Source organism: Paraburkholderia sp. 35.1 (assembly GCF_050436525.1).
Taxonomy (GTDB): domain Bacteria; phylum Pseudomonadota; class Gammaproteobacteria; order Burkholderiales; family Burkholderiaceae; genus Paraburkholderia; species Paraburkholderia tuberum.
In genome coordinates, this window is record NZ_JBNDMJ010000003.1 from 890,918 (window position 1) to 903,611 (window position 12,694).

General features: G+C 66.5%; 11 protein-coding genes. 7 read left to right on the plus strand and 4 right to left on the minus strand.

Annotated elements, in window-relative coordinates:
• Positions 1–113: 113 nt before the first annotated feature.
• Both OKW27_RS24110 and fumC read left to right on the plus strand, forming a co-directional pair.
• Positions 114–1,715, plus strand: coding sequence for a phospholipase D family protein (locus tag OKW27_RS24110; protein ID WP_429336588.1), 1,602 nt, complete (start codon positions 114–116; stop codon positions 1,713–1,715).
• A 15-nt stretch (positions 1,716–1,730) separates the two neighbouring features.
• Positions 1,731–3,128, plus strand: a complete 1,398-nt coding sequence (gene fumC / locus OKW27_RS24115) for a class II fumarate hydratase (protein WP_429335095.1) — start codon at positions 1,731–1,733, stop codon at positions 3,126–3,128.
• Between the two features lie 10 nt (positions 3,129–3,138).
• Here fumC and OKW27_RS24120 read toward each other — a convergent pair whose 3' ends face one another.
• Positions 3,139–3,645, minus strand: coding sequence for an acyl-CoA thioesterase (locus tag OKW27_RS24120; RefSeq protein ID WP_090801232.1), 507 nt, complete (start codon positions 3,643–3,645; stop codon positions 3,139–3,141).
• Positions 3,646–3,763: 118 nt separating this feature from the next.
• Positions 3,764–3,904 (minus strand): hypothetical protein, encoded by a 141-nt coding sequence (locus OKW27_RS24125; RefSeq protein WP_167368602.1) that lies wholly within the window; start codon positions 3,902–3,904, stop codon positions 3,764–3,766.
• A gap of 210 nt (positions 3,905–4,114) precedes the next feature.
• On the opposite strand from OKW27_RS24125, the gene OKW27_RS24130 reads away from it, so the two are divergent.
• Both OKW27_RS24130 and OKW27_RS24135 read left to right on the plus strand, forming a co-directional pair.
• Positions 4,115–4,828 (plus strand): ArsR/SmtB family transcription factor, encoded by a 714-nt coding sequence (locus OKW27_RS24130; RefSeq protein ID WP_184061380.1) that lies wholly within the window; start codon positions 4,115–4,117, stop codon positions 4,826–4,828.
• A 149-nt stretch (positions 4,829–4,977) separates the two neighbouring features.
• Positions 4,978–7,512, plus strand: a complete 2,535-nt coding sequence (locus OKW27_RS24135; protein ID WP_429335096.1) for a DUF6600 domain-containing protein — start codon at positions 4,978–4,980, stop codon at positions 7,510–7,512.
• Between the two features lie 112 nt (positions 7,513–7,624).
• On the opposite strand, the gene OKW27_RS24140 is transcribed toward OKW27_RS24135, so the two are convergent.
• Together OKW27_RS24140 and OKW27_RS24145 are read right to left on the minus strand one after the other, a co-directional pair.
• On the minus strand, positions 7,625–8,596 hold the full coding sequence (locus tag OKW27_RS24140; protein ID WP_429335097.1) for a thymidylate synthase: 972 nt from the start codon (positions 8,594–8,596) through the stop codon (positions 7,625–7,627).
• A gap of 334 nt (positions 8,597–8,930) precedes the next feature.
• Positions 8,931–10,325, minus strand: a complete 1,395-nt coding sequence (locus OKW27_RS24145) for a sigma-54 dependent transcriptional regulator (RefSeq protein WP_090801240.1) — start codon at positions 10,323–10,325, stop codon at positions 8,931–8,933.
• Between the two features lie 538 nt (positions 10,326–10,863).
• Between OKW27_RS24145 and OKW27_RS24150 the strand changes: the two genes are divergently transcribed.
• From OKW27_RS24150 to OKW27_RS24160, 3 genes are all read left to right on the plus strand, one after another.
• Entirely contained in the window at positions 10,864–11,340 is a 477-nt protein-coding gene (locus OKW27_RS24150; RefSeq protein WP_429335098.1) for a hypothetical protein, read from the plus strand.
• Between the two features lie 119 nt (positions 11,341–11,459).
• Positions 11,460–12,011: a hypothetical protein gene (locus tag OKW27_RS24155; RefSeq protein ID WP_429335099.1), complete on the plus strand. Its 552-nt coding sequence runs from the start codon at positions 11,460–11,462 to the stop codon at positions 12,009–12,011.
• Positions 12,008–12,676, plus strand: a complete 669-nt coding sequence (locus tag OKW27_RS24160) for a hypothetical protein (protein ID WP_429335100.1) — start codon at positions 12,008–12,010, stop codon at positions 12,674–12,676. The genes OKW27_RS24155 and OKW27_RS24160 overlap by 4 nt, the downstream gene beginning before the upstream one ends.
• Positions 12,677–12,694: the final 18 nt, after the last annotated feature.

Here is a 12,694-nt window from a genome sequence, read left to right on the forward strand (position 1 = left end):
TCGACAGCGTGCGCAGGCCTTCGCTGTCGCCACGCGAAAAGCTTGCAAAACAAGGGGAAAACAGCGTGCAGGGCCAATTCGAACAACATCGGCGGGCCGCGCGCCGCCACTCGATAGTCAGCACGACGAGGCAATTTTTCCTGCTCTGTTGCGCGGCGGCATTGGTGACCGCCTGCGCGACGAAGCCGCCCGCCACCGCGTTCAACCGCCAGCTCACGCACGCACTCCCCGCCACCGCGGATACGCCGCTGCGCGAAGCGCTCGCGCCGTTCGAGGCGAAGCATCCGGAGCAGTCGGGCTTTCGCGTGCTGGCGAACGGCACCGACGCGTTGCAGATGCGCATCGCGCTCGCGCGCGCGGCGACCAAAACCCTCGACATGCAGTACTACATTGCCAACGAGGACACCACCGGCAAGCTGCTGCTCGGCGCCGCGCTGTATGCGGCCGATCACGGCGTGCGCGTGCGCATGCTGGTCGACGATCTGAACTTCAAGGACATCGACCGCATCATGGCGGGGCTGAACTCGCACGACAACATCGAGATCCGCGTCTTCAATCCGTTCGGCAGCGCCCAGCAAGGCATGTTCGAGCGCACCACGAACGTATTCACGCAGATCGGCCACTTCACGCGCCGCATGCACAACAAGGCGATGATCGCGGACAACCAGCTCGCGATCGTCGGCGGGCGCAATCTTGGCGACGAGTACTTCAGCGCCAGCGAAACGCTGCAGTTCCGCGACATGGACGTGCTCGCGGCGGGCCCGATCGTCGCCGACGTCTCAGCGAGTTTCGACGACTACTGGAACAGCGACCTCGCCTATCCGCTGCGTGCGCTGAACAAGCAGAAATTCGACCAGAAAGAACTCGACCAGACGCGCGACGACCTGCGCCACCACTGGCGCACCAATGCCGATCCGTACAACGCGAAACCGCTGAACGCGACGCCGCTCGCCGCGCAGATTACGAGCGAGCAGCTCGGCCTCACGTGGGCAAGTGCGGAATTCTGGGCGGACCTGCCGGAGAAGATCGCGCATCCGTCGCCGGACTACGTGAGCCCGCCGCTCGCGCGGCTGCGCGAACTGATGCGCGACGCGCAGCACGACTTCCTGATCGTGTCGCCCTACTTCGTGCCGCACGCGTCGGGCGTGCAGGCGGCCGGCGAGCTCACGCGCCGCGGCATCCGCATCGCAGTGCTGACCAACTCGCTCGCGGCTACCGACGCGGTCGCCGTGCAGGCCGGCTACAGCCCGTTCCGGGTGCCGCTGCTAAAGGCAGGCGTCGAACTGTACGAATTCAGGTCATTCCAGGACACGCCGAACGTGGGGCTGGTCGGCTCGCGTTCGCGCGCGAGTTTGCATGCGAAGACTTATGTGATCGACCACCAGATTCTCGTCATCGGCTCGATGAACCTCGACCCGCGCTCGGCCAATCTGAACACCGAGCTAGCACTCGTGATCCACAGCCCCGAACTCGCGAATCAGGTCGCCGGCATCATCGAGCGCGCCATCCAGCCCGATCACAGCTACCACGTGACGCTCGCCGACGCGGCCCAGCTCGCCTATCTGCGCTCGATCGGCGCGCCCCTGTCGCCGCTCGTCTGGACCGACGTCGAGAACGGCCAGACGCGCACCTACATTTTCGATCCGCAGGCCGGTTTTTACCGGAATGCGCTAACGGGTCTATTCTCGTTATTGCCTGTCAACTCGGAACTTTGAGAAGCGGAGTCAACCATGAGTGAAGACGTACGGATGGAGCGCGACACGTTCGGCGAAATCGCGGTGCCGAACGCCCGCCTGTGGGGCGCGCAGACGCAGCGCTCGCTGCAGAACTTCAAGATTTCGACGGAAAAGCAGTCGCCCGAGCTGATCACCGCGCTCGCGGTGATCAAGCGCGCGGCCGCCGAGGTCAACCTCGGCCTCGGTGTGCTCGACGAGCAGAAGGCCCGCGCGATCATGCAGGCGGCCGACGAGATCATCGACGGCAAGCATCCGGACGAATTTCCGCTGGCGGTCTGGCAGACCGGCTCGGGCACGCAGACCAACATGAACCTGAACGAGGTGATCGCCAACCGCGCGAGCGAGCTGCTCGGCGGCGAGCGCGGCGAAGCGCGCAAGGTGCATCCGAACGATGACGTGAATCGCGGGCAGTCGTCGAACGACGTGTTTCCGACCGCGATGCACGTGGCTGCCGCGGATGCCATCGTCAAGCATCTGCTGCCCGCGCTGAAGACGTTGCGCGACACACTCGACGGCAAGGCGAAAGCGTTCACCGACGTCGTCAAGATCGGCCGCACGCACCTGCAGGACGCGACGCCGCTCACGCTCGGCCAGGAATTCTCGGGCTATGTCGCGCAGCTCGAGCACGGCATCCGGCACGTCGAGTCGGTGTTGCCGCATCTGTACGAGCTTGCGCAGGGCGGCACCGCGGTCGGCACGGGACTGAACGCGCACCCGAAGTTCGCCGACGGCGTCGCCGCCGCGATCGGCAAGCTGACCGGTCTGCCGTTCGTGTCGGCGCCGAACAAGTTCGAGGTGATGGCAGCCGCCGACGCGCTGGTATTCGCGCACGGCGCGCTCAAAACGGTGGCCGCGAGCCTGAACAAGATCGCCAACGACATCCGCTGGCTCGCGAGCGGCCCACGCTGCGGTCTCGGCGAGCTGTCGATCCCCGAAAACGAGCCGGGCAGCTCGATCATGCCGGGCAAGGTCAATCCAACCCAGTCCGAAGCGTTGACGATGCTATGCGCGCAGGTGTTCGGCAACGACGTCGCCGTGAACATCGGCGGCGCGAGCGGCAACTTCGAGCTCAATGTGTTCCGTCCGATGATCGCGCACAACGTGCTGCAGTCGGTGCGCCTGCTCGCCGACGGCGCGCACAGCTTCAACGACAACTGCGCGGCCGGCATCGAGCCGAATCACGAGCGCATCGATACCTTGCTCAACGAATCGCTGATGCTGGTGACGGCGCTCAATCCGCACATTGGCTACGACAAGGCCGCGCAGATCGCGAAGAAGGCGCACAAGGAAGGCACGACGCTGAAGGTGTCGGCGCTGGCGCTCGGCTATGTCACCGAGCAGCAGTTCGACGAGTGGGTGCGACCGAAGGATATGGTCGGACGCACCGCATGATGATGCGCGCCTAGATCTTTCCCTGCGCGACTTCTTCCGGCTTCAGCTCGACGATCGCGTCGAGCGCTTCCTTCACGTCCATCGCGTACCTGGCGAGGCGTTTCTGTTCGTCGGTCTCTGGCAGGAAGGCGGGCACCGGCACCGGATGGCCGTTCTCGTTGACGGCGACCATGACGACGAGACAGTCGGTGGTCTGCAGCAGTTCGCCGCCCTTCGGATCGCCCGCGTGCACCGACACGTGGATGTGCATGCTGGTGCGGCCCGTCGCGACGACGCGCGCGCGCAGCTCGACCAGATTGCCGACGAGGATCGGCCGACGGAAACGGATATTGCCGACGCTAACCGTCACGCAATAGCGCCCAGACCATACCGCGGCGCATGCGTAGGCGGTTTCGTCGATCCACTTCATCAGCGCGCCGCCATGCACCTTGCCGCCGAAGTTGACCGAGGTCGGCTCGGCGAGAAAGCGGAAGGTGGTTTCCGAACGGTCCAGTGGTGCGGTGGGAACAGTGCTCATCTTGACTCCGGTCAATCGGATGCATTGAAAGGAGGCGATTATACGAGCGCAATATTGCGCGCGGCGCGGCGTCGATCGGGGACGCGGCGCGAAGCGCGCCGATGGGCCGAGGGTGGGCCTAGTTGTGGACGCTGATCCCTGTGTCGACGGTGCCGTACATGTTGATGCTGCCGCTGCCGGCCGACCCCGAGCCGGCTCCGCCCCCCGCGCAGGCGCTGGACAGCAGAACCGCCGCGGCGACGGCGAGAAGAGTTTTCATCACATCGATTTCCTGCAAGGACAGGCTTCGATTCTAGCCTGGCGGCTCGCGACGACGCGCAAACGCGGACCGAGCCGGACACGTCCGTCGCATCGATTGTTCACGCGAAGCTGAAACATCGAATACCCGATGCGCGTAGAGTAGGAATCGTGGCGGCGGGCTTTGCGATTGGACCGCGCTGCCCTGTGCCGCCCATTCAGGAGACGCGCCATGACCGCCCCCCTCTTAGACGACCAGAACCACTTCCCCGGCCTGAGCCGCATCGGCGCGCTACTCGCCGATCCCGGCCGCGCCGCGATGCTGTGGGCGCTAATGGACGGCAGCGCCCGCCCAGCCGGCGAACTGACGATGATCGCGGGGCTGTCGCCATCGGCGGCGAGCGCCCATCTCGGACGGCTCACCGACGGCGGGCTGCTCGCGCTCGAAGTGCGCGGCCGGCATCGCTATTTCCGTATCGCGTCGGCGGACATCGCCGCATCGATCGAAGCACTCGCCAACGTCGCGCAGGTCAGCGCGCCACAGCGCTCCGTGCCGCGTCCGGCACGCACCGTGCCGCTAGAAATGCGCTACGCGCGCACCTGTTACGACCACATGGCAGGCGAGCTGTCGGTGCGCATGTTCGAGCGGATGCTCGAGCGCGGACTGCTGACGCAAGACGGCGCATCGCTCGAAGCGACCGCGCAGGGCGTCGCCCGCTTCGCCGACTGGGGCATCGATATGGCCGCGCAGAAGACCCGACGGCGGCGCTTCGCTTGCACCTGCCTCGACTGGAGCATGCGCCGACCGCATCTGGGCGGCGCGCTCGGCGCGGCGTTGCTCGATGCGTGGTCGGCGCATGGCTGGGTCGAGCGGACCGAGCGGCCGCGCGTGCTGCGCGTCACGCCGGCCGGCCATCAACAATTCGATGCGTTTCTGGCCGGATAGACCGTTCACCTGCCGGCGGCCCGACGCCGCGAGACCTTTTGTTACACGCCAGTGAGTCCACCTTACAAATGAGCGACTCTTGAAACATAGGCGGCAAGTACAGTGACTGAACGGACCCGGCCCATTGCCGCGTCCGTCGGAGATCAGTCATGACACACGCCAAGCAGCCCGTGCAGCATGCCGGGATCCGACGCCGGATGAGCGGCTATACGCTGATCGCGGCCGCCGTCGCGCTCGCGGCGCAGAGCGCCCTGGCGCAGCAAGCGACACCCACGCCACAAGCCGCGGCGGCCGTCGGGCCGGGCGGCGATCCGTCGGGCGGCGCTCCGTCGGGGGGCGATCCGCCGGGGCGCGTCGCGCGGCTGAACTACACGGCCGGCGCCGTGACCACCGAGCCCGCCGGCGCGACCGACTGGTCGTACGCGCAGATCAACCGGCCGCTGACGACCGGCGACCAGCTATGGAACGACCAGAACGCACGCTCCGAGCTGCACATCGGCTCGACCGCGGTGCGCCTCGGCCAGAACACGAGCCTCGACGTGCTCAATCTCGACGACACGACCGCGCAACTGAAAGTCGCGCAAGGCACGCTATCGACGCGCGTGCGCGAGCTCGCGCCGGGCTCGTCGTATGAAATCGACACGCCGAACCTTGCGCTCGGCGTAAATGGTCCCGGCGACTACCGTGTCGACGTCGCGCCGGACGGCAGCAGTACGACCGTCACCGTGCGCAGCGGCAGCGCGATCGCATACGGCGACGGCGGCCAAGTGCCGGTCGCGGCGGGTCGGCAGATCCGCTTTGCCGGCACCAGCCTGCAGCAGCTCGCCGACAACCGCGCCCCTGCTCTCGACGAACTCGACCAGTGGGCCGCCAGCCGCGACGCCACCGAAGACCGCTCGCTGTCGGCGCGCTACGTGTCGCGCGACATCCCCGGCTACGAGGACCTCGATGCCAACGGCACATGGCGCGAGACGCCGCAGTACGGCGAAGTGTGGGTGCCGAATGCGACGCCGGCCGGCTGGGCGCCGTATCACGACGGCCACTGGGTCTGGCAGGCGCCGTGGGGCTGGACCTGGGTCGACGACCAACCTTGGGGCTTCGCGCCGTACCACTACGGCCGCTGGGCCGAGGTCGACGGCACGTGGGCCTGGGTGCCAGGTCCGCTCGAAGCGGACGCGGCGCCGGTCTATGCGCCGGCGCTGGTCGCATTCGTCGGCGACGACGACGGCGGTGTCGACTGGGGTGTGAACCTGGCGGTCGGCGGGGTCATCGCGACGGGCGTCGCGTGGTTTCCGCTCGGGCCGGGCGAGCGGTGGCATCCGCATTGGGGCGGTCACGACCGCTGGAGCGCTGGGTACTACGACCGCGTGAACCGCACGACGATCGTCAACGACTACCGCCGCAACGTGAACATCCACAACACATACGTGAACTATCGCGTGCCGGGCGGTGTGACAGCCGTGCCGGCGACAGCGTTCGTGCACGGTCAGCCAGTCCGACGCTTTTCGCAGAAGGTCGATCCGGCGCAGTGGCGCAACGCGCGGATCAACCCGGGCGCACCGGGGATCGCGCCGGTGCGCGAAAGCTTCGGGTCGGATCTGCGGCGCGCGAACTACCGGCCACCGGCGAGCGTCGTCGGCCGGCCGGTCGTCGCGACTCGCAATCCCGTCATGCCGGCCGCTTATCACGACGAGCTCGCGCAGCGCTTCGCGCAAAGCGGCGGTCGGGTGCCCGGCGGCGGCCAGCCGGTCGTGCGCACCGCGGTGCCGGCGCATATGACCGGCGCACCGAACGCGCTGCCGATGGCGAACGTGCGGGTCGTGCAATCGCATGTGCCGGGACGTCCGCCGGGGATGGCCGCGGGTGCGCCTGGCGCGCCTGGCGCAATGGGCGGTAACGGCCCGCATGGCGTCGAGCAGGCTGGCCAGCGGCCCGGCGAAGCCAGCGTCGTGGGGCCGCATGGCGAAGCGCCGCAAGCGCGTCAGGGCATGCCGCCGCAGATGGTCGGCAAGCCGCGTCCGCCGCAGCCTGCCGAGAGCGGGCTCGCGGGCAATATGGGCCATCCGTCGAATGGTGTGCCGCGGCCGCCGCAAGCAGCCGGTGGGAATTCAGCCAACGCGGCGGCGTACGCACGGCAGCGCGGCGCGCCGCAGGAATGGGGCGCGGTCGGTAGGTCTCAGCCGGCATGGACGCAGCCGCATACCCCGATGGCGCAGCAGGCACCGCGCATGGCGCAACCGGGCGGCCCGCAACAGCCGAGCTTCGCGCAACAGGCCGGTGTGCCCCATCCGCCGGACAACCCGGCCGCGCAGCAACAGGCGCGTGTGCCAAACTCGCATCCGCCTGTGACGCAACAGGCGCCGCACGCCGTCCCACCGCAGCAACCGCGTCCCGAACCACAAATGCAGCAGGCGCAACAGCGGCGTGTCGAACCGCGTCCGCAGCCGATGCCGCAAGCCCCTCGGCCCGAACCGCAGTTCCAGCAGGCGCGGCAGCCGCATTTCGAACCGCGTTCACAGCCGATGCCGCAAGCCCGGCCCGAGCCGCGTCCGCAGATGCAGCAGCCACGCCCCGAACCGCGGCCCCAGCAGGTGCAGCAGCCACGTCCGCAACCCCAGCCGCAACCGCAACATGCCGAGCAGCACCAGGGCGGCGGCAATCGTGACGAGCATCACAAGAGCTAAGCAGGACGCCTGCCGTCCCGGCAACAATAAAGCCCCGCGATGCAAACCATCGCGGGGCTTCTGTTATTCGACGACGACGAGGGCGAGCGCTACCGCCCCGCTCCCACCGACATCAGATCGCCATCGGCGCCGTCAGCGGCTCGTGATGCCGATAGCCGACCAGAGAGAAATCCGCAGGCTCGATCGTCTCGAGCCATTCCGGCTCGTACACGCCGGTCTTCGCGTAGTCGGGCACGCGATCGGAAATCGCGAGCCGCGGACTCCCGTACGGCTCGCGCTCGAGCTGCTGGTGCAGCATATCGAGCTGATTTTCGTAGATATGCGCATCGCCGATGAAATAGCTGAACCAGCGCGGCGTATAGCCCGTCAGCCGTCCGACCAGATGCAGCAGCGCCGCGCCCTCGGTCAGATTGAAGGGCGTGCCAAGCCCGACGTCGTTGCTGCGGATATACAGGCACAGCGAAATTTCGCGGCGCGTAACGTTCGGCAGAAACTGGTACAGCAGATGGCACGCCGGTAGAGCGATCTGGTCGAGCACGGCTGGGTTCCAGGCATGGAACAGAATGCGTCGATCGGCGGGGTTCTGCATGATCGTGTCGAGACACTGGCGCAGCTGGTCGATCGCCTTGTAAAGCAGCACCTTCGAGCGGCCTTCTTCGTCGAACTGTGTGATAACGCGAAAACCGCGCGCCTGCGCGTCAGCGAGTTGTGCACTTGCGCTGGCGTCGAGCACCTTGTAGGCCGGCCACTTGCGCCATTGCACGCCGTAGACGTCACCGAGATCATCCGGACCCTCGCGATACGGATTGGCGAGCCACTGCGCATTCTGATTCGCGTTCCCGTCCCACACCTTGCAGCCGAGCTCGCGGAAATCCGCGGCGCTGCGCGAAGCACGCAGAAACCCGACCAGCTCGCCGATCGCCGACTTGAACGCGAGCTTCTTCGTCGTGACCGCTGGAAAGCCTTGTTGCAGATCGAAGCGCAGCATCGCGCCGGGCATGCTGATGGTGCGGATGCCGGTGCGGTTTTCCTGCCACGTGCCGGTGTCGAGAATCGTACGGACGAGGTCCAGGTATTGTTTCATGCAGTTTCCTTCGGCGCGGCGCGAACCCGATCAGGCGCGCACACGGAATTGAGCAAAACCCGATTCTAACAAGCGCGACCGCACGCCGCCGGGGCATGGCGCGCCGCATGGGGAATATCGAGGGATATATCAGACGGAAAGGAAAACACCGCGGGACGCGATATACGGGCGGCAAATACGTGCATGCAAAAGTGCTTCGACGCGACGCTTGCCGGCTGGCGTCGCTGCGCCCGGAAGGCACAGTCAATCCGTCCGAACCGGCACAGCCCGAGACCCCCGGCGACGCGCCAGACCTTCACATGCCACGTCGCCCGTCTCGCCGCTCGCCCGCCGCCTACAGATGTTGCACGGACGCCGGCAAATCGCCGTGCGGCGGCGCCATCGGCTCACCTTCCATATGACGCATGCCGTGCGAGCACAGCAGCCGGTACAGCGTTACGCGCGAGATGCCAAGTTCCTGCGCCGCGTCTCCGAGCCGCCCGCGATGCCGCAGCAACGCAAGCTCGATCGCCTGACGCTCGGCCGCTTCGCGCGCCTGCGCGAGCGACACCGGCACGATCTCGACGTATTCGGCAAGTTCGAGGTCGCGCGCGGTGATCGCGCGTCCCTCCGACATCACGATCGCGCGCCGCACCCGATTGATCAGTTCGCGCACGTTGCCGGGCCAGCCGTAGTTATGCAGCGCGGCGATCGCGTCGGGCGCGAAGCCACGCAGGCGGCGGCTCGCATCCTTCTTGAAACGTTCGAGCATATGCCGCGCGAGCAGTTCGATGTCCTTGCCGCGCGCGCGCAGCGGCGGCTCGTCGATCTGCAGCACGCAGAGGCGGTGATAGAGGTCGGAACGGAAGCGCCCTTCGATCATCGCCGCGGTCATGTCCACGTGCGTGGCCGAAATGATGCGCACGTCGACGTCGATCGCGCTATGGCCGCCGAGCCGCTCGACCTTGCGCTCCTGCAGGAAGCGCAACAGGCTCGCCTGGCTTTCGAGCGGCAGATCACCGATTTCGTCGAGAAACAGCGTGCCGCCGTTGGCCGCCTCGACCCGGCCGATCTTGCGCTGGTTCGCGCCGGTGAACGCACCGCGCTCATAGCCGAACAGCTCCGATTGCAGAAGATGCGGCGGGATCGCACCGCAATTGATCGGCACGAACGGCGCGTTGCGCCGCGCCGAGCGTTCATGAATGGCGACTGCCGTCAGCTCCTTGCCGGTACCCGATTCACCGGAGATGAACACCGGCGCGTCGGTCATCGCGACCTTGCGGATCGAGCGGAACAGCGCGAGCATCGCGTCGCACGAGCCGACCATCTCGCCCTCGGCGCCTTGCGAGCCGTCGTGCGACGCCGTTTCGCTCAGCGAGATCATGCCGTACGCATGACCGACCGAGTCGACAATACGGTCGCCAGAAGACGGCACCGTCACGTAATCGAAACAGTAGTCGCGCACGAGCCGGCGCAACGCGGCGTCCTGGAGTTGGCCAGGCGTAGTGGCAGCGACCCAGCCGACGTTCGGCATGGTCAAACAGGATTCAAAAGCGGCGATTTCGTGCGGCTGGAAATCACTGGACAGATCGAGCAGGCCGCCAGCAGCCGAGCCGGTGCGCACTGCCCGGCGCGCATCGCGCGCCGATCCCACGACTTCGACATGCCAGCCACGCTGCATAAAACGCGTATTCAGTTCCGCGCTCGGGTCACGCGAAACGTAAATCAGTTGCCGCGTTGCGGGTTCCATTATTCAGATCCTCTCGCCAACGAACGTTAAGGACGACGCATGCATCTGAAATTGCGGTTCAGACACGCTGACTCGTCCAGGATTCGCGAATCGCAAAACCCGAACGGCCATTCCATTCCGTGCGGACAGCTGATCCCCAAGAAAGCGGCGTGTGTGTTCGAGACGGCCCGATATGGGCCTTTTTTAAATCTGAAGCTGTTTTCGAGAGCTTACTATACGCGCGCAGCTTCGAAAACAATTATGCGAATTTAATCGATTGATCCGTTGCCCATCAAGGCTTTGCGGCCGATCGCGATTTATTCAGCCGACAAATCAAACATTAGTGGAAGCGCTTTTCGTGGCGTTCTCGCGACAGTATTTCGTACCTTGCGGCTTAACGAATTATAGGTATTTTCTGCTGATCCGTTTCAGGGCTGCAACGTTTTTTCCCGATTTGGAACGCATTAGTCGTGTTTGCGCTGGTTGGCGCCAGACGTATCAATGGATTGCGAGCGATGGCACACGTTTCGCTAATTGGCGTGCACCAGGGAGACACATCATGCGACTCGCATTCCGCATCGATCTGATAAGCCGCCGCGCACCATACTTCGCGATCTGCGCAGCTCTCGCGTTCAGCGCCCTACCGGCGAGTGCCGGCACGCCGACAGCGCAAGCCGCCCCGGCGCGATTCGCCACGCTGACGGATTCCGGCGATGCCGCCGACCCCGCCTCCGCCAGCCTGCAAGCCACCACGCCGGTTGCCGCGGAGGACGACAGCCAGATTGGCGCCAACCCGTCGACCCCGGCTGCCGATGCTGCATCCATGAACGATATTTCGCTCGACGACCAGATGCTGTCGCGGCAACGCGGCGGCGCGGTCGGCATGTTGATGGTCGCCGCGACGCCCCGGTTGATGCAAAGCGGCGGCAACCAGGTGACGTTGTGGGACGAGATCGCGCCACCCTCGCCGCTGCCGGTGCCCGTCGATGCCGCGCGCGCCGCCCAGGGCAACGTCGCGACATACCAGCGCAAGTAAGCAGGACGAAGCCACGAACAGACGGCAAATAACCAGGCAATGCAGGACCGGTGGCCGCGCGAGCAGTGACGCGCCCCACGACGGCGGGACACAGGCAACAAGAGAGAAGGGACCGGGACATGAGTACGAACCAACAGACGCCGCACGCCCTCGGGCTGCCGGCGGCGTCGTTCAGCAACGCTCCCGTCTTGCCGCGCGCCGCTTCGGCCGCCACCGCCCTTCTCGCCAGCGTCCTCGTCACCGTCTGCTTCACGAGCCATGCCTATGCCGAGCAGGTTGCCAATCCGGGCGACCTCGTCGTCGAGCGCAGCGTCACGCCGCGCGACGCGTTCGTCCCCGTGCCGCGCGACCAGGACCCGGTCGCCGTGCGCGCCACCACGTTCCCGGCCAACTCGTTCGATCCGACGATCGCGACGCTCGTCGGCGACACCGATCTGACGAACGCGCACGGCTCGAACGGCGTCGCCGCCGGCGGCGTACTCGGCGGCACCGGCATGCAGGCCGTCACGCAGATCCTCTCCGGCAAGACGACCGGCAACACGATCCCGCTGAACTCGGGCGGCATCGGCGGACCGGCGACGGGCGTCGGCGGCACGATCAGCTCGTCGGTGACGGGCGCGCTCGCGCCGCTATCGAACGTGCTCGGCGGCGCGCTCGGAGGTCTGAAATGAGCACACGCCTGCGCCCCTCGCTGCGCTCGCGGCAAATCGCTGCGGCACGCCCGGCCCTGCGCGTCTGCACGTGCCTGTGCATGGGCGTCGCTGCGTTCGTCGCCGGCGCGGCTCACGCGCAGGCGCAAGCGGTGCCCATCGTCGGCGCCATCGCGACGATCGGCCCCGGCGCGGGCATGGGCGCGACGGGCGCGCTCGCGGTCAACGAAACGGCTGGCCTCGACAACGCGCAGGCCAACCAGATCACGGTAACGAACGGCGCCGCGGTCGGCAACGCGAACCCGAGCGTGCAAAGCGCGTCGGTGGCCGCGAACGTGCCGCGCGCGCAGGCGTCGATCGAAGCCAATGCGTTTTCGAACACATCCGGCGCGGTGCTGGTGAACCAGTCGGCCGGAGCAGGGAATCTGCAGCGCAACAGCACCCAGATCGGGACTGCGGCGCTCGGAGTCGAGACCGTCTCGGATGGGGAGCTATCCGCGACGGCCCCGAAAAACGGCAGTCCGGGGCCGTCGAACGCGATTCACGGCGTGCGCGAGGCAAGCATTTCCAGCGATGCCTTGCGCAACGCGAACGGAATCGTGCAGATCAACCAGGCAGCCGGCGCCGGTAATGCCACGGCAAACAGTTTTGTGCTCCGTCCCCCGGCGGGCACTTTTTTTAACTGACCACACTTAAGTATCGGA

Bases quoted from the DNA above. Each gene is read 5' to 3' on its own strand.
- OKW27_RS24155 (WP_429335099.1), top strand. From the start codon at position 11,460: ATGAGTACGAACCAACAGACGCCGCACGCCCTCGGGCTGCCGGCGGCG.
- OKW27_RS24135 (WP_429335096.1), top strand. From the start codon at position 4,978: ATGACACACGCCAAGCAGCCCGTGCAGCATGCCGGGATCCGACGCCGG.
- OKW27_RS24150 (WP_429335098.1), top strand. From the start codon at position 10,864: ATGCGACTCGCATTCCGCATCGATCTGATAAGCCGCCGCGCACCATAC.
- OKW27_RS24145 (WP_090801240.1), bottom strand. From the start codon at position 10,325: ATGGAACCCGCAACGCGGCAACTGATTTACGTTTCGCGTGACCCGAGC.
- OKW27_RS24140 (WP_429335097.1), bottom strand. From the start codon at position 8,596: ATGAAACAATACCTGGACCTCGTCCGTACGATTCTCGACACCGGCACG.
- OKW27_RS24160 (WP_429335100.1), top strand. From the start codon at position 12,008: ATGAGCACACGCCTGCGCCCCTCGCTGCGCTCGCGGCAAATCGCTGCG.
- fumC (WP_429335095.1), top strand. From the start codon at position 1,731: ATGAGTGAAGACGTACGGATGGAGCGCGACACGTTCGGCGAAATCGCG.
- OKW27_RS24125 (WP_167368602.1), bottom strand. From the start codon at position 3,904: ATGAAAACTCTTCTCGCCGTCGCCGCGGCGGTTCTGCTGTCCAGCGCC.
- OKW27_RS24130 (WP_184061380.1), top strand. From the start codon at position 4,115: ATGACCGCCCCCCTCTTAGACGACCAGAACCACTTCCCCGGCCTGAGC.
- OKW27_RS24120 (WP_090801232.1), bottom strand. From the start codon at position 3,645: ATGAGCACTGTTCCCACCGCACCACTGGACCGTTCGGAAACCACCTTC.